Origin of the sequence: Gardnerella swidsinskii (genome assembly GCF_003397705.1) — a bacterium.
Classification (GTDB): Bacteria; Actinomycetota; Actinomycetes; order Actinomycetales; family Bifidobacteriaceae; genus Bifidobacterium; species Bifidobacterium swidsinskii.
In genome coordinates this window covers 56,315-75,787 of sequence record NZ_QJVB01000004.1, presented here as the reverse complement: position 1 = coordinate 75,787, position 19,473 = coordinate 56,315, and the positions used below count along the sequence as shown (strand labels likewise).

At 46.3% G+C, this 19,473-nt stretch carries 2 protein-coding genes; one reads left to right on the top strand and one right to left on the bottom strand.

Annotation, left to right across the window (positions count from 1 at the left end; genetic code table 11):
* Positions 1–133 precede the first annotated feature (133 nt).
* Positions 134–9,295: a Rib/alpha-like domain-containing protein gene (locus D0T18_RS05780; protein WP_116440667.1), complete on the top strand. Its 9,162-nt coding sequence runs from the start codon at positions 134–136 to the stop codon at positions 9,293–9,295.
* Between the two features lie 520 nt (positions 9,296–9,815).
* Here the strand turns inward: D0T18_RS05780 and D0T18_RS05775 are convergent.
* Positions 9,816–19,394, bottom strand: coding sequence for a type I polyketide synthase (locus tag D0T18_RS05775; RefSeq protein WP_116440666.1), 9,579 nt, complete (start codon positions 19,392–19,394; stop codon positions 9,816–9,818).
* Positions 19,395–19,473: the final 79 nt, after the last annotated feature.

Sequence of the window (19,473 nt, the reverse complement as noted above, 5' to 3'; positions counted from 1 at the left end):
TACTTATTGTCTACCGTTGCTTTATGTAAACACAGAATTAGTATTTGAAGAAGAACTAGACACACGTTTATATACGACGCACATTAGGGAACGCTAAATTAAAAAGCACAAGAATAAAGGATTACAGATTATTATGGCAAATAACACTCGCAAAAAGCACGCACACGAGCAAGTTGAGAGCTCGTTTAAAAACGTTGATTCATCTTCTGCGTATGCAACCATGCGAAAGGTGTCATTGAGCACACTTGCCACAGTTCTTACTGCAGCCACTTGCTTGGGCGGTCAGCCGATCCTCGCATCCTCTAATATTCTTCTTCCTCCAACTACTGCGGCATTTGCGGAAGAAGTGCGTAAGAACGACCCTAATCCTTGGCTGCATACACCAAACATTCTTGAGTATCAGCGCTACCGTTACTTAAACAGTAGAGGCGAATTTGGCTACGTTGGAGACGACAAAGTTGGCGACTGGGATAGAATCATCAACAAAACCGACATGTATGCACACGTTCAAGGCGAAGGCAATAACAAGTACTTGGTTTTCGACGTGTTCTTTAACAATGACGGCAAATCCATGGTTTCCGCATCAACAAAGCATCAATACGTGTGGCAAATTCCTTATGCAATTGCCGATTTAAGCAACGGCGGCTACAAGGGTGACACTATGCGCAATCTTAGTTTTGACTTCTACAAGCGCAATAACAAATCACCTCAAACACCTGCAAATCTTTCACACGATATTGGCTTGTTTGAACACGATGCAAGCAAATCTTTCAATCAAGACTTCTTGAAAGATAGTCAGGATCACAATAACTCAACATATCATTACTCTATAGGCGTACGCCCTGGCGGATCTGGTGCTCAAGATATAAAAGACAACTTCCATGTTAACCCAGATGCTTTGGATTCCGCTATCAAAAAGGCTCTCCCACCAAACCAAAGACCTTATAACAGCTACAACTATGGTATTGGTATAACAACAACTCACGTTGATTACGCTGTACGAATGCATTGCGAGTTAAAGCTTCGACCAGGTGTAACCGATGAAGAAATCAAAAATGCCTTTACTTGGGCAAATAGCAGCTCTTATGGAAGAACTACTCATTCTGCATACACGTTTATTTCTGGTCGCACAAAAGACGAAAATGTGCCACCTACAAAAAGCGATAAAATCCCTCCAAAGCTGTATTTAAACGGCAAGGAGATTGACGACTCCAACAACAGCATAACCGTATATCAGGGAGATATTCCTACAATCACTTTCGGCACATCAGATGACAGCGGAAAGGTTAATAGCTTCTCAGTTAAGGGTCTTCCTAACGGTAATGGAGATGTCACTGAAAACAGTAACGACATGGAAGCAACTGAAGCTAAGCATCACAACCATGTTGTTAATAGAGTTAAGTTTGAATATAAGAACGGCAACACGCCAGCAAATACTGACTACACGGTTACTGTCTCTGCAACCGACGCTTCTGGAAACAAAGTAGAAAAGAAAGTTACAGTACATCTTAAAAATCTGAACCAGAAGTACAAGGCTCCAACCACTACACCGATTACTGTTGATTGGGGACATAAGGCAACTAATGAAGAATTAAAGAAACATGTTTCTAATATTGAAGGCGGTGGACAACTAGATTTCAATACTTTCCCAGAGACTAAACTACCAGATATAGCTTTTAATGGGAAAGACACTGCTACAATATCCACATCAGCAAAAGTAATATATTCAGACAATTCGTACCATATTGTTACGATTCCTGTAATTGTCAGAAAGCCGCTCGCATTGCAACACAAAAGCGAGCTGAAAGATCACGAAGTTAAAGTAAATGTTGGCGACACTCTTACTAAAACAGGAAACAAGGTTGACGCTAAGGAATATCTTGGCATAACCGATAAGAATGTTAAAGATAAAATTAAGAGCGCAGAGTGGGTGAACGGCGAACCTTCCACAAACGTTGCGGGAAAAAAGACTTACACTGCTAAAGTCACATTTAGCGACGGCAGTACTGCAGAAGAAAAGGTTACTTTCACAGTTCGCCCTAAGAAACCTACAATTGAAACTGATTTGACTGGTGTTGCAGGCGTAAAGGGCAAGGAAGTTGTAGTTAATGCAGGCCCCGGCACCGAAGGAAGCACTGTAACGCTTAAAGATAGCAAGGGCAATCAAATTGGAACTGGAAAAGTTGGCAACGATGGCAAAGTTACGATTACAGTTGCTAATGGCATTCCTGAAGGAAGCATTACTGCAGTAACTACTACTGCAGATTCCGTAAGCTCTGACGCAAGCGACGCTAAGAAGGCTACTAAGGATGACAAAGCTCCAACGCTTACTGCCGATAAAGATAGCATTACCGTAAAAGTTGGCGAAGATCTGAAGATTCAGCTTACTGCAAAAGATGATGTAAAGATTGAGTCTATTGACACAGCAACAGCAACGATGGCTTTTGCTCGAAATGATTTCAGTAAGATGATGGCTGTCGCAGCGCGTGCAAAAACTGATTACACGAAGAATAGTGATAAGGAAAAGGTTTTCACTTATAGCTTCTCCGGCTTTAAGCCTGAAGAAGTTGGCACTTATACTCTTACGTTCTCCGCAACTGATGCTGCTGGTCACAAAACAGAAAAAACTGTGACTGTAAAAGTGGAGAAAAAAGAAGACATTAAGTCAAAGAATATTGCTGTTGACTTAGGTCACAAGCTCACCGAAAAAGACGCCGAAAAAGCTATTGCCAACGGAAGAAAGCTTAAAAAAGCAGGCGCAACCTTCAAGTGGAGCACTGAAACTGGCGGAACTCCAGACACTTCCACTGTTGGCAAGGAAAAGACTGGAAAAGTTATTGTAACTATTCCTACTAACGATCCAAAGAATCCGCGCGTTGAAACTGTTGACGTTAAGGTAACTGTTAAGGATCATAAAGAGCCTGAAGTTACGATTAAGCAAAAAGGCAATGATGGCAACTATAACAATGTTCCGATTACTGTTGATAGTTCACAAAAAGTCGTTACTAAAACAGCAACTATTACTACATACCGCGGTGATAAGAACGATATTAAGATTACTGCAACAGACAACAGTGGCAACGTTACAACTCTTACTTTAACGCCTAAAACTCCAGGAGAAACAGAAAAAGCTCCTACCGGAACTGGCACAACTACAGATCCTAAGACTTTGACGCTTGATGGCACTACTCCGCTCAACACTAAGCCTGGCGAGTATACGCGTACCTTAAAAGCGGTGGATCCTTCGGGCAATCTTAATGAAGTAACTGTTAAGTTTATTGTTAAGCCGCAATCCGACAAATATGGTGATGTTAAAGGCAGGCCTGTTACGTACAACATGGGCAGCGGCACAAAGCATCCAGATCCTAAGAGCGGTATTAATGCAGATGATCTAAAGAAACTACCTAGCGACGCTACCTACTCTTGGGCTAAGGAACCAGATTGGAATAAGCCTGGCGAGCAGAAAGATGCTAAAGTTCGCATAACATTTAAGGACGGTTCAACTAAAGACGTTACTACAACCGTTACCGTTAAGGACGATATCGCGCCTGTTATTAACACACCTAGTACCAATAAGGCAAAGAGAGCAGATACCGATAAAACACCTGAGTACTACCAGTTCAAGGTACATAATGGCAAACCGTTCAGCATTGATATCAACGCTTATGACAACAGCGGAAAGATTAAGAGTGCAACAATAGCAACATTCCCAGGTCATGACGGAAAAATCACTATTGACAATCAAAACGGGAATTCTGCAGAAAAGCCTGCGACTATTCATATTAAAGGCACTGCTCAGCGAGATGCGAATATAACCAATTCGTCAGACAATAAGTGGTCTCGTGAGCTTGTTGTTACAGACGAAGCTGGCAACGAGTCTAAGCTTAAGGTTCAGATTTCCGTATACACGGATGCTGAAGAGCATACTGCTGCTCCTAATGCTACACCAAAGAATCCTGACCAAAACGCAATTACCAACGCAATTACTATTACCAAGAAGGATGACCCGAAGAAGACCCCAATTGATAAGAAAGATTTGACTTTCACAGTTGGAAATATTCCTCAAGATGATGGTGTTCACACTGTTCCTGTAACAATTACATACCCGGATCATTCAACTACAATAGTTAATGTTCCTGTGTTGATTCATAAGGATGCTAAGGATTATGATCCAAAGGGTCAAACAGTTGAAGTTCCATGGAACACTAAGCCAGAAGAATTGACTAAGAAAATTAAGTCGTTTGGCAGTGGCAATGGCTTGAAGTGGAACGGCAACTCTCCAAAGCAAGATCCAACAGTAGAAATCGTCAACACGAAAGACGTTCCAAGCACCGATAAGCCTGGCGAGAGACAAGTACAAGTTAAAGTTACGTATAAGGATGGCTCTAGTGACGTTGCAACAGTAACTGTTAAAGTGCTGAAGCCACAAAGCGAAACTTATACGCCAGAAGGTCAAACAATTAACATTGACTACAATAAGACGCCGAATACTACCATTGAAAACAAGATTACTGGAATTGGAAACGGCAATGGCATTAAGCTAAAGCAGGGAGATAAAGAACTTACTTCTCTTCCAGAAGGCGCAAGTATTGCTATTGACGACAAAGCTAAGACTGTTCCAGATGGCACTCAGCCTGGTACTTTCGATATTCCTGTAACCATTACATATAAGGATGGTTCTAAAGATCACGCAACAGTAAAGGTTACTGTAGGAAAGCCTCAGAGTGAAACTCATACGCCAAAGGTTGACGGCGGAATCACTAAGAAGTATGGAGAAAGTGGTCCTTCTGACAGTGACATCATTACTAAAGTCACTGTTCCAAACCAACCAGACGGTACAAGAATTACGGTTGATAAAGGTCAAACACCTATCGACACTAAGACTCCTGGAACCGTAAACGTTAAGGTTACTGTTAAGTATCCTGACGGTTCTGAGGATCACGTGGAAGTTCCTGTAACAGTTGGCAATCCAGATAACGAAACCTACAAACCAGGCGCAGAAGCTATCAACAAGAAGCGTAACGAGAAAGCTCCTGATGCTGATGAAATCAAGAAGGCTGTAAAGACTTCTACAGTTAAGGACAAGACTGCTCCAAAGGAAACAAAAGTAGAACTTGTAGATCCAAAAACTCCTCTACCAACTACAGATAAGACTGGCACAACTAACGTACCTGTTAAGGTAACATACCCAGATGGTTCCAGCACTGTTGTGCAAGTGCCTGTAGTAGTTACAGACACTGATGCCACTGCGAACACTCCTGCAGTTGACCCTGTGGAAGAGCCGTATGGCACTGGTAAAGAAAAGACCAAGGAAGCTGTTAAGAAGGCTGTAACTGTTCCTGATTTTAAGCCAAAGAAGGACGGCGATAAGCCAACAGTCGCCATTACAAGCGACGATAAGGATATTCCAGACGGCACAAAGCCTGGCACTTATCACGTTAAGGTTAAGGTCACGTACCCAGATAACACAACTGATGAAGTTACTGTTGATGTGACTATTAAGAACAAGCAGTCGGATACTTTCGAGCCAAAGGTAACACCTGTTGTTAAGCCGTTTGGCAAGCAGGTTACATCTGATGATGTAACAGGCAATGTAACTGTTCCTAATTGGTCAAAAGATTCAAAGGAACAACCAAAGATTGAGTTGAACGAGCCTAACACAAAGCTTCCAGATGGTAAGACTCCTGGAAACTCTACTGTTAAGGTTAAAGTCACCTACCCAGATGGCACGACTGACATTGTTGACGTGCCAGTAACTATTAGCGATAAGCAGTCTGAACTTTACCCACCTAAGGCAGATAATCTTGAAAAAGATAATGGTCAAAAGCCTTCGGACGACGAAATTATCGGCAAAGTAAGTGTTCCTACCTGGCCAACGAACGAAACAAATAAGCCAACTTACTCTATTGCTGAGGGAGATAAGTCTAAAATCCCTAATGGAGATAAGGCTGGCAAGTTTGAAGTGCCTGTAACAGTTACGTATCCGGATGGATCAACAACTGTTATTAACGTACCTGTAACTATCAAGGCTCCAACTGCTACAGCTAAAGTTGTGACTGTGCCAAAGGGCGTGGAGCCTAAGCCAGAGGACAGCATTGTCAATAAGGATAAGTTCCCTGATGGCACTAAGTTCGAGTGGGATAACAACGGAAAACCAGACACATCTAAGGAAGGTAACAGCGTAAAAGGCAAAGTAAAGATTACTATTCCTGGATCTGATACTCCTCAAGAAGTTGAAGTAACGGTTAACGTTGTTGACCCAAGTGCATCTGAAGTCAACGTGCCACAGGGCAAGGATTTGCCAGAAGCTAAGGATGTTATTAAGGATTCTAGCGATAAGAGTAAGTTCCCTAATGGCACTAAGTTCGAGTGGAAACCTGAAGATAAACCAGATACTAACAATCCTGGCGCAAAGAATGGCAAGATTATTGTTACCCTCCCAGGTCAATCCCCTGTAGAGGTGCCTGTAACAGTGAACGTCTTGCCAAAGCCAGAAGCGAATGTTGTTAACGTGAAGGTTGGCGACAACCTTCCAGACGCATCGAAGGGTATCGCTAATAAAGATAAGTTCCCTGAGGGAACCACCTTTGAGTGGAAGAAAGATGCTGCTCCAAAGACCGACAAGCCAGGCACCACTAACGGCACTGTGCTCGTTCATATTCCAGGTGTGAAAGATCCAGCGGAAGTCATAGTTACTGTGAACGTAAATCCTGCGCCTATCGCGAAGGAAACCACCGTTGCACAGAACAGCAATCCTGATCCTAAGAACAGCATTGATAACAACAACAAGCTCCCTAAGGGAACCACATTCGAGTGGAAGAAGGATGCTGCTCCAAAGACCGACAAGCCAGGCACTGCTAGTGGCACAGTGATTGTCAAGATTCCAGGGCAAGCACCTCAAGAAGTGCCAGTAACAATTACTGTGACACCAGCACCTGTTGCAAACGACGTAACTGTGTTGCAAAAGAAGAATGGTGACACAACTGACACTACTCCTAAGCCAGAGGATGTTATTAAGAATCATAAGGATCTACCTAAGGATGCTAGTATTTCTTGGAAGAAGAAGCCTGATACCTCAAAGACTGGCAACCAACCAGGCGTTGTGACCGTTAAGGTGCCAGGCGAGCCAGATGTTGACATTCCAGTCAACGTGCTCGTTGTGCCAAATCCAGCCGGTAAAACGGTGAGCGTACATGTTGGTGATTCTCCAAGCGCAGAAAACAGCATTGCCAATAAGGATGAGTTACCTAACGGAACCAAGTTTGCTTGGGCAACTAACGGTACTCCAGATACCAAGACAGCTGGAAACAATAAGAGCGGCACTGTCGTGGTAACTATTCCGGGTATCACAAATCCTGTGAACGTACCAGTAACAGTAAACGTTGTGGCACAGAACAAGCCAGTTATCAACGATGGTAAAGCCGAAAACAAGCCTGGCGATAAAGGTTCTGCAGATAATGGCAAGACAACTATTACTGGTAAGGGAACTCCTGAAGCCACTATCAAGGTTCAAAACAGTAATGGCACCGCATTGACGGATGGCGATAAAGAAATAACTGTCACTGTAGATAAAGATGGCAGCTTTACCGTTGATGTTCCTCATCAGACCCCTGGAACAACACTCAAACTTGTTCCAAACAAGGGTGGAGTTGATGGTGACGCAACTACTGTAACCGTCACAGCTAAGCCACAAAAGCCAACGATTACGGTACCAACCGACAACCAGAAGAACGACGGAAACGTAACTGTAACTCCGCCAACTGATGACACAACGGTTGTGAAAATTGAAATCAATGCTAAGCCAAATTCAATCAATGGTCCAGAACAGCCAGTTCGCACAATTATTGCTAAGAAGGATAACGATGGTAAGTGGAAGATTGACGGAGACGCTCCAGAAGGCGTAATCGTTAATCCAGATACTGGCGTTGTTACTATTCCAACAAAGAATTTGGAAGACGGCAGCACTATTACTGCAGTATCTAAGAACAAGACGGACAAACCATCTGATCCTGCTACTGCTGTAACTGGCTTTAAGACTCCACAGATTAGTGAGCAAACGCTAAAAGACAATCCAGATGATTCTACTAAACAAATCATCACTGGAAAGACTCTTCCGGGCGCAACAGTAACTGTTACCGACAAAGATGGAAAGCAAATCGGAACTGGTACTGCAGATGCTCATGGCGACTTCACTATTACTATCGACAAGCAAAAGCCTGGTGCCATCGTCACCCTCACACCAACCAACGGTAAGGGTGATGGTGCAAAGACAGGCGATAGCGTAAATATTACTGTCAGCGGAAATATAACTAAGCCAAAGATTGACACTCCAGCCGAGGGTGGCGCTAGCGTGACGCCTGATCTCACGGATACGCGCGTGAACAAGGTTGTAGTTACTTACACTCCAGAAGGCAGTGAAACAACCGCAACGATTACTGTTGTTGCTGAAGGCGACAAGCATGAGTGGAAGATTGACGGAGACGCTCCAGAAGGCGTAACCGTTGATCCGCAAACTGGCGTTGTTACGATTCCAGCAGACAAGATTAAGCACGGTAGCACTATTACTGCGCAATCAGAAGACAGTAGCGATAAGACTGGCAAGAGCAAGTCAGAAGTGGTAACTGCTAAAGTTGGCGAAGAGGAGAAGCCTGCACCAGAACCAACACCAACGCCTGCGGGTGAGCCGACTATACTCACGCCACAAGATGGTGTTGAGCAAGGTTCCGCAACTGTTACCCCACCAGCAGACGCTGATACTCTCGAAATCACGTATACTCCAGAAGGCGATACAACGACTCCTGTAACAATTACCGTGAAGAAAGATAAGAATGGTAACTGGACTATTAACGGTAACACTCCAACCGGCGTGACTGTTGATCCTAAGACTGGTAAAGTCACCATCCCTGCAACCCAAATCAAGGATGGTAGTACGATTACCGCGCAAGCCAAGAAGAATGGTCAACCATCCAACACGGCAAACGGTAAAGTCGGAAACAACCCAACCAAGAAACCAGAACCAACACCTGCACCGACCCCTGCTCCAACCCCAGAACATGAATCTGGTTCTCATGATTCTGATGAACACACTGGCAACAGTGAAAACAACAGGAATAAGAGCAATAACACTCAGTTACAAGCTCCTAAGTCTCCTGCACGTCACTCCTCCGGCCAGGTTGCGCAATCAAAGTTAACCAACACAGGCTCTGCAATTGCTGCAGCAGGTGCTGTTGCTGCACTCGCAGCCGCAATAGGTGCTGCACTCGCAGTCATTATTCGCAGGAAGAAGCGCGACTAAACGTTGGTGTTGCAACAAATATTAAAATTGAATAAATAATATACATATGCTCCGTGATAAAAGGGTTCGCGAAATTTACGACAACCCTTCAACCACGGAGCATTGTTATATCTGTAGTAAATCTGTAGAGCTATAGGCCATAGAGGCATAGACTATAGAGACATAGACTACAGAGGTATAGGTGCGATACATAGATGCCATTAAATGATCTGGGTACTGGTAGCGAGATAGCACACCACTGCGATAATGACAGCGTACTTGACATTAAGTAATATCAGGCGACATACGCAATGCTACACGTACTAAATATGGCATACTGAACTACAGAGCTACTTACGTGATTGTTAACGCAACTCCAATCGCCTTACATTTTTCCTGCAAATGTGGTCAAATAAAGCCAGAGCGAAAACAAATGCCGGGAATATTCACAGCAAATGTTTCCGCTCTGGTTTCGCACTTATTTCAATGCGTCAATACATCCGCAATTAAGCATCGATACATTAGCAGCTAAAGCAGCGACTCAGCAGTAGTATCCGTTCGCATTAAGGCGAGCTTCAGGATTAAGTAACATCGCCTTTTCTGCTTCGTGACCATCGTAGCGAGTGCCATCCGGAAGGCGCGTGCCATCCTTCAGCAAGTGACGATTCTCAACAGGCTCGAACAGTACAGATCGACCCATCATGCCTTCCTCAAATCGCCTCTGGCCCGCAGCCAAACGCGCATTCGCCTTGGTACGCCAATTCTTAAGCACATTAACACCTGCGCTAGCAGCTACAGCAGCTTCAAAAGCACCAGGATGAACCAATGCCACAAATCCGCTAACATGACCGAAGCCGAGCGAAGTTGCGAGAGCAGCCTTCACTGCACAAGAACCTGCACCATCGCCAATGCGCATCGGCTCACGCAACCAAACCATGTGGTCGTCGCGCGCAAGCTTAGGATCCACGCAGTCAAGTGATGCGTTTCCAGGGATTACGCCACTTCTAAACAGTTGAGTCAAACCGTTGATTTGGAAGATGCACGCGCCGCCCTTTGCATGTCCAGTCAGCGTCTTTTGGCTGATTACGAACAGCGGATTTCCGTCCGTGCGTCCGATTGCGTGCGCAAGAGTATTGTGCAGCTCAGATTCGTTCGGATCGTTTGCATTCGTAGACGTATCATGCTTAGAAACCACAGCAATATCGTCCGGAGTAACGCCGAGAGCTGCCAAATCACGCACGAGCTTAGACTTAGCTCCACCCATGCCCGCAGCCAAAGCACCCAAGCCCGGAGCAGGAATAGAAGTGTGAATGCCATCAGCGTAGGAGTGAATGAAACCAACCACACCAGCAACAGGCAAGCCAAGCTTCAAAGCAATATCGCCGCGCGTAACCAAAATCGTACCGCCGCCTTGTGCTTCAAGGAAGCCTCCACGTCTGCGATCGTTTGCGCGAGAGAAGAATCGTGGATTGATGCCCTTCGCATACATTTCTTCGCTATTGGCAGTTGCGTTCATATTGCCGAAGCCAACTACAGATTCCACGCCGATATCGTCAATTGCGCCAGTTACTACGAAATCAGCTTTGCCGAGAGCAATCTTGTCGACGCCTTCTTCGAGCGAAACCGCCGCAGTTGCGCATGCCGACACCGGCTGAACCATATTTCCGTAGCCGCCGATATAGGTTTGCATTACGTGAGCTGCAACAACGTTTGGAAGCGCCTCTTGCAATACGTCCGTAGGAATTTCGTGGTTAAGGAAGCGATCCAAATACAGTTTTCGCATTGAACTCATGCCGCCGAAACCGGTTCCTTGCGTGGAAGCAACCATCGACGGATGCACAGATTGCAAAATCTCCGAAGGCGTGAAACCAGCAGAAATATAAGCGTCTACAGTTGTGACAATATTCCACAGCGCAATCGTGTCAACACTTCCAACCATTGAAGCTGGAATACCCCACTTCAGCGGATCGAAGCCCTTAGGGAATTGTCCACCGACGGTTCTGGTCATTGCAGCCCTACGCGGCACGCGAATCATAGAACCTGCCTTGCGCGTAACAGTCCATTCGCCAGATTCTGCATCGCGAGCAATCTCAGTGTGCGATTCGTCAAGTGCCACGTATTCGCGCGCAATTGTTTCTGTTGGAACGCTGAAACTCACGTCGTGATCGAGGAAGATTTCTGCTTCTTCTTCGTTTGCTCCATCCTTGTAATCGCCGCCCATACCGGTTTCGAATGGTCGAATACCGGAACGTGCTACTACTTCATCGCGATATTTCTCTGCAATATCTTCTTCTGGAACAAGCGTGCCGTCCGCATCATACCAGCCTGGCTTTGGCGAATCCTGCCAAGTAAGCAAGCCCATATTCCAAGCCAATTCCAGTACTGCTCCTGCAGAAAGCTCCACGGAACCGTCTTCGCGAATTCCAAGTTCTGCTTCGAAACGAGTACGTCCGGAACCCCATGGTCCAAGCTCGCCAACGGAGACGATCACAATTTCGTCTTCTGGACGCGCTGTTACGTTCTTCCAATCAGCCAAGTTGACTCGCGGCTGAGTTGGCACGTAAGGAGTTGGAAGTGCTTTGTTGGTTGATTTAGCAGAAGATTCTGCAGCTTCTTCTACAGCTTCCACCGCTTCTTCCGCAACTTCAGCACGCTTCTGATCTTCCAACGCTTCTGCACGAAGCGCGTTCAAATCAAGAGGCTCCTTGCCTAATCCGCCCGTAAAATCAACATCCAAAGGCGCAATTGCTGCCTGCTCTCGCGCTTCCTTCGTGCACAAATCGAGCAAACGATCTGCCATTTCTTGCGTAGAGTAGGTAGTTAATCCGTGACGCTCAACTACAGCCACAAGCGGATCATTTCCGCCCATTAAGCCGGTTCCACGCACCCATCCAATCTTAGGATGCGCGAAAGTCACGCGATCCGACCACACGCTTTCCGCATGCGCACGGTTCACAATCGCGTCGAAAGCACTCTTGACTTCGCCGTAAGCACCGTCGCCGCCGAACATACCGCGGTTTGGAGAGCCAGGTAACACAACGTGCATACGATGTTGTACATCTGTATCTGCTCCAATCTGCGCAAATCCAGCGATTGCACGCTCCACTCCCCACAGCATTAAGCGCGATTGCGATTCAAAAAGCGAACCAGAATCAGACAAAGTACCGTGAACTGGAGGAGCTGCAAACGGGAAGAACATGCTCGGCTCATAAGCAGGCTTCAAAATAGTAGTAGTTGCGCCACTTACTTTCTTTGAAACCGTGCCAACCCACTTTACAAGCGCATCGACATCGCGATAACTAGACAAGTTTGCTGGCACAAGCCACAACTTTGCGCCCATTTGAGCGTTTTCGCGATACGCTTTCTTCGCCCAAGACTTAACGCTCGGCTTGAAACTGTGCGAAGTTGCAATAACCGTAGCTCCACCCTTAAGCAAACCCGTTACTACGCGAGCAGCAATCGAGTTAGGAGCAACGCCTGTAACTACTGCAACTTCTCCTGCAAAACGAGTTGCTTGAGCAGTATCGGCGTTGTTTTGTGCAAGTTTAGTGCGAGAATCGCGAGCAATACCATTAAATATTGTTGCAAGATTGTTTAATTCGCGAGATTTAGAAAGACTTGCAAACCACTCAGCTTCCGAAGCTACTGCTTCCCCGGCACCGAGGAAACTACCAAAATCATTTAAGATTTCAGAAACTTCATTTACCTGAATATCAACATTCTTTCCGGCATACTTGTAGTACAAGCGAGCAACGTCTTCGCGAGCCGAAGCCCAGCGGTCGTCGAAAAGAATCGCTTTTCGCTCATCAAATCGAGGAGCCACTTGCTTTGGCCAATCCGCACCTAATTCTGCTTCAACAGCAGCTACAACAGCAGCATTTTCGTCACTTTCAGTTTCTGCTTTAGGAGCTTCAACACCAAGCTTTGCTAGCACAAACTTAGCAGTTGCAGCAAGTACGCCGTCTGCGCCAACAACTTGCTGCGCAAAAGCGTCAAGAGCTGCAGAATCAACAACAGCACCACCGGCTGCGCCAGCAGCACCAGGCTGAGAAACGCTAACGCCGTGAGCTTGTGCAACTTGCTGAATTGCTGCGTCGATTAAAGCGTCAGCTGCAGCAGTATTCTTTGCAGGATCAGTTGAAAGTTGCGCAAGATTTTCACCGCGCACGCTAGCACCTTCACGCGTTTGCAAAACCAAAGCCGCAAGCACGTGCGCACGCCAGCCTTCGCCAAGCTGCCAGACTTCCGAAATACGCTTGTCAATTTGCGCTGGTTTCACACCGGCTGCACCGAAAAGTGCACGCAAACGTTCGCGCACAATATCGGAAAGCACTGCACCAAAAGCCTTGTAGCGTGGAGCAACCGAATCAACTAACTTTTTAAGCGCACTCATTGGAGCTTCTGCAGCACCGTCCACGCTAGCCACGCCAAGCTCGGAACTAATATCCATAAGAAGCTGATTTCTGCGCGAAGATACGCCGTTTGTAAGCGTATCAGTTGTGTCAGTGTCGCCGATTTGGTCAAGACGGATTTTTGCACTATACGCAATCAGCATTGAGATTGCGTCGGATGCTTTGAACGGCAAGTCTGCTACAGGTCCGCTTGCTGCTGCGTTAGCAACTTGAGCAGAAGGAGCAGCCGCAGGAGCAGCAGAAACAACATTTGCTGCAGGAGCTGCAGGATCAGCAGTCGCATCAGCAGTGCTACTTGCTTCTTGACTATCTTCCTCAGTAAACACTTCAGGCACAAGCGAATCCGTGTCAGTCATATAAACGCGACCTTCGTCACGACCAACGTTGTAAACAGTCACTTTTTCGCCACTAAACTCCGGCAAAGCAAGAGTTTTAGCGCCAAGATTTGCCAAAGTTGGCGCGTTTCCTAAACCAACTTCAACGTACTCTTCAACGCCAAGACCGCCGCGAGCGCGATCGGCAAACATAAGAGCCTGCGTTTCAATCCAGCGAACTGGAGAAGCAAATTGCCATGAAAGAAGCTCCGTAAGAAGCAATCTACCGAGCTTCTGCTCATCCTCTGCATAAGATTTCCATGTAGTTTCATCTTCCAAAGCTGCTTCAATGCGCTCAGATGGCACAACATCCAAAATCTTTTGCGCAAATTCTCGCGTAAGCTCAAACGGGCAAGCCACGAGGTTTGGAATGTAACGGTCTATAAGCACAGAGTAATCAATATGCTTCGGCAGCAGCGAATCGAGCTTGTCGCGGAATTCCGGCACTCCCTTTCGAAGAATTCGAGAGTGGAACGGCACGTCAATTCCTGGAACAAACATGAATGGAGGCTTGCCGCCATACTCCTTAGCGCGCTTAGAAGCGTCTGCAGCCAATGCCTTCAAACCTTTAATAGTTCCAGCAATTGCGTACTGCTGACCTGCCAAGTTGTAGTTTACAATTTGCAAGAATTCGCCAGTAGCCTTGGAAATGCCCTCAACGTAAGCATTCACGCCTTCGTCTGACACTCCAAACTGGTTTGGTCGAAGCGCACCCATGCGGTAGTTCGAGCGACCTTGTGCATCGCGCTCAATCAAGTGATGCATTGTAGATCCGCGGTGGAACACCAATTCAAGCACAGTTTCGAGTGGAATAATTTGCGCGAAGGAGCTCAAAGCATTGTATTCGCCAAGCGAGTGTCCTGCAAAGTAAGCAGGCCAAATATCGCATCCTGCTTCACGCAAACGCGCGGTTTGCGCAAAGGCAACTGTTGCGAGCGCAACTTGCGTAAATTGTGTTAAGTTAAGCAATCCTTCAGGATGGTGATAAGTTACGCCGTGAGCAGTAAGCTCCTTTGGATTATCGCGCACGACTGCGAGGATTGAGAATCCAAGCTTTTCGCGAGTAAGCTTGTCTGCTCGCTCCCAAGTATCGCGCACAGCAGGCGACTTTGCGCGCTCATCCAGCGACATTCCTTGCTTTTGGATACCCTGACCTGGGTATACGAATGCTGCACGTGGAGCGCGTGTAAGCGCGCTTGCTTTAGACACGATTTGCCCATCAACTCTGCACGTAACTTCCAAAGCAAGTCCGCCGCGACGAACTTTTCCAACGCGCTCAACTGTGATTTCTACTTCGTCATCAAGCTGAACCATGCCGTACATGTTGTAGGACCAGCCAATGAGCTCGTAGCGAGCACCTTTTTCATCAACTGCTTGAGCCACATGTTGAGCTGTTGCAGAAAGCCACATACCGTGTACCAAAGGAGCAGAAAGACCGGAAATTGCAGCACCTCGCTTAGAAGTGTGGATTGGGTTGAAATCTCCAGAAGTACGCGCAAAAGCGGTCATATCGTGAGGAGCGCGAACTACTACTCTGCGCAAAGCTCTGCGAGGCGTGTCTTCAATTTCATATCCATGCAATCCTGCAGCTTCGCCATATTGCGCAGCTGGAGCAGGAAGCGCGTTGCTGAAGCTTCGTCCACGAATAGCGAAACGCTCAGTTTCGTGCGCAAGTCGCGTGCCGTCAGCTGCAGTGTGCACAACGTGAATAGTTACCACGCGTCCGGAAGCAGATTCTGCATACGGCTCAGCCCAGCCGAGCAAATTAATTCGCTTGTCGACGTACTTTTTAAAATCTTCAGCATCGACGTCAAGCTCTACTAAATGATCTAGGTGAACAGCGTTAAGCAGACCCTCAATAATCGGGTAGCCATCAACCATTACGGAACCCAAAGCTGAGTAAATAGTTGGCCAAGCAGGACCTACTAACGCGTCTGGCACAATGCGAGAAGCAAGCAATCCATCTGGAAGTCTTCCAGCAGTAGCAGACTCGTGGTCAATTCCAAGATTTCTTGAGAAAGTATAGGAAGAATGAACCAATCCAAACGGGAAATCTCTATAACCTTCTGCAAGCAAATCTTCCGGCAATTTTGCCAAACTGCCATCTTCTTTTACTGTTTCAACCTTAGGCATAGCATCAAGCACATCGCCAGTAATCGCAGTATTTCCAATACCTGCGGTTGCTGCAAGCATTTCGTACACGTGCTTTGGCAAACGTTCGCGGTCAACTACTGGTATGATTCCAGCTTGACTTGCATCAACAGTTAGCGGAATTACAATATCTCGTACCGCGTGCTTGCGTTTTAGCGAGTTTGCAGCGTTTTTTGTAGAGTGTTTAGCAGCATTCTGTGCTTCCTGATTTTCTTGATTATCCCAGAATGTATCTAGCTTAATATCTAAATCAAGCGAAATTACGTCATTATTACTAGAAGTTACTGTAATTACGTAATTTTCGTCTCCTAAAGACGTTCCGTAAGCAGGGTTTGCAGTTACATGACCAACCCAAGAAATATTCGGGCATGCGCGCACGTAAGCTTCAACGTTTTTAGCATCAGCAATCTGACTAAAAGCAGATTTTGAAGACTTGCTTGCAGCATTTTCCTTATTTTCTGCTTCTACTCCAGTTTCCGAGCCAAATTCTGCACGATTGAGCATAGCTGCTTCAAAACGTCCCAGAATATCGGCAATCGGCTCATCCATAGTCGTAATTCCAGCCACGGAAATCGGTCCTGGAATTACGCGCACAGCGTCTGCTGAGTAACGCGAATCTTCCGACTGCCAAAGCTGATCTTGACCCCACCAACGCAACAAATCGTTGTCAATAACTGGCACGAATGGCATTGGCTTAGGATATTCGCGCACCAAAGTTGGGAACCAAGCGGCATCCATTGGCACAACGTTCATCTCGCGAGCTTGAGGCAACACGTCAATCAGCGTATATAAAGCAGCTTGAGGGTGCTTAGAAACTTCTTCGATAGAAGGCAGAATAGAAGTAAATTCGCCTGAATCTTGATTAATTAAACGCGCTTCAATACGCTGCAACAAATGCATGTAGCGATCTACGTAAGTCGGATCCACCCAAGGGTATGCCAAATCTAGGAAACGTTGAGCAAATTGTGCGTAAGTCATGCTTTCTACGTCACCAAAATATGGTTTTGCAGTAGAGTTAAGTGCTTCGATTACTTCATCGCGACGCACTTCAAGCTCTTCAGGATGTTTCATCATATGAACGAGCAATCGACCGCAGCGAGCAGAAGCGTTTTCTAACTCGTAAATATCTGCGTGCAAATGGCTTAAACCACTCGTCACACCGCCAATCACTTTGCCAGAAGGCACCCAACGCTCACCCAAAGGTGCGAACGGATCCTCATCAAAACCTTCAATGCTAGAAGATTTCGGCATCGCAATACCCGGAGTTTCCACAAGCATACGCTTTACTTCAGGACTTGTATGTGCTTCCTTAGCTGTCATTGCAGCTGTGCCAATCATTACAGCATCAACTGGCATATTTGGCAAACCGTATTCATTCGCCCATTCGCCAGAAATGTAGTCTGCAGCACGCTCAGGAGTGCCAATACCACCGCCTGCAACAAGCACCAAATTTTCGCACTCGCGCACTTGCGCGTAAGTTGTCATAAGCAAATCGTCAAGAGATTCCCACGAATGGTGACCACCTGCAGCACCGCCCTCAACCTGTACAATAATCGTGGCTGGAGCAACAGCCTTAGCAATTCGCACAACTTGACGAATTTGGTCAACTGTTCCAGGCTTAAACGTTACGTAAGGGAATCCATCAGCTTGCAAAGATGCTACTAATTCCTTGGCTTCGTCAAGTTCTGGAATGCCTGCAGAAATAACTACACCATCAATAGGAGCTCCCGACTGCCTCTTTTTTGGCACGATTCGCTTCGAACCAAATTGCAAATTCCACAGGTAGCGATCCATAAACATGGCGTTAAATTCAATAGTTGCGCCTTCGCGAAGCTGATTTTCAAGCGACTTCATATGACGATCGAAAACTTCTGCAGTTACTTGACCACCGCCAGCAAGCTCAGCCCAGTAGCCCGCATTTGCTGCTGCAGCAACGATTTCCGGCTCTACTGTCGTTGGTGTCATTCCTGCAAGAAGCACAGGAGCTTTGCCTGTAAGCTTGCTAAATTTGGTAAGCACTTTGCGTCCTGCAGGCGTGTCGATTACTCGAGGAGCAAAATCAGCCCAGCAGCCCATACGCTCTGGCTCAGAAGCAGAGTCAGCTGTTGAAAGCTCAGCGCGAGAGCGCAAGGTAGCAGCCTCTACTATTCCAGCACTGGTTCCTTGCACAAGCACTCCAGTAAGCTTTCCGAGCACTTCGCTAGGACCCATGTCTAAAATCCAAAGAGAGCGCGCGTCGTTTTGCTCCAAAACTTCACCAATTTGCGTAGCCCAATCAACAGGAGTTACAAGCACTGCATCCGCCAATTCGCGAGCAACTGTAGTGTTCAAGCCAGCCTCGCTCGCCCACTCTACTACCTGCTCAACTGCAGATTGAAGCATTGGCGAATGGAATGGCACTGTAACATCCAAATATTCAGCAACTGGCGCAAATACAGCTCCACCGCGAACTTTCATTTCGCGCAATTTTTTCGAACGCTTTGTTTCTTTTTGCGCTTCGTTTGCAACAGCTTCCATATCTTCCGGGTATCCTGCAATAACCACGTGATTGTAAGCGTTTTTAACAGCAATTGACACTTCACCGCGCGTGCGCTCTACGCGTGAAATTAACGCTTCTGCCTGCTTTTTAGTAACTCCTTTAAGTGACAGCATTGGCGTGTGCTCGCCGTCACCAGTAATTTCAAGCATTCGAGATTCACGATCTCCTGCAGCTCCAATTAAGTAGGCAATTGCAAGTAATTCTTCGATTTGCGCGCGAGCTTTTTGCCAAGACTTTGCTTTTATGCGAGCTTTTACCATTTCTGCTGCGATTACGCCTTGAGAATGACCCAAAACTGCGCACGGCTTGTTTACTTCAAAGTTGTATCCAAGATTTGTTAAGTCGCGCACTGCACCGAACTGTGCAAGCGTAATTCCAGGCACACTAAGAAGCGCGTTTGCAGCGTTAATATGCTTATTTTCTAGCGCGTCAAACACGTTTATGTCGCCGCCTGCATTTGCTAAAAGCTCAGAATAAATTGGCGATAGCAAAGCTTTTGCGCCTACTTCGTACTCGTGAAGTTCTGCGTTTAATTCTTCGTCTGAACCAAGCTCGCGCAAAGCTTCAACCCACGGAGTCGACTGACCTGCAAACACGAGTGCGTGCGGATTATTAGCGAGTTGGTCGAAAAAGTATGTTGTCATGATGTTTCCTTCTCGTTGATTTGGATAAGTTTTATAAATTCTGTAAGTTTTGTAAGGTTTATAAGTTTTGTAAGTTCTA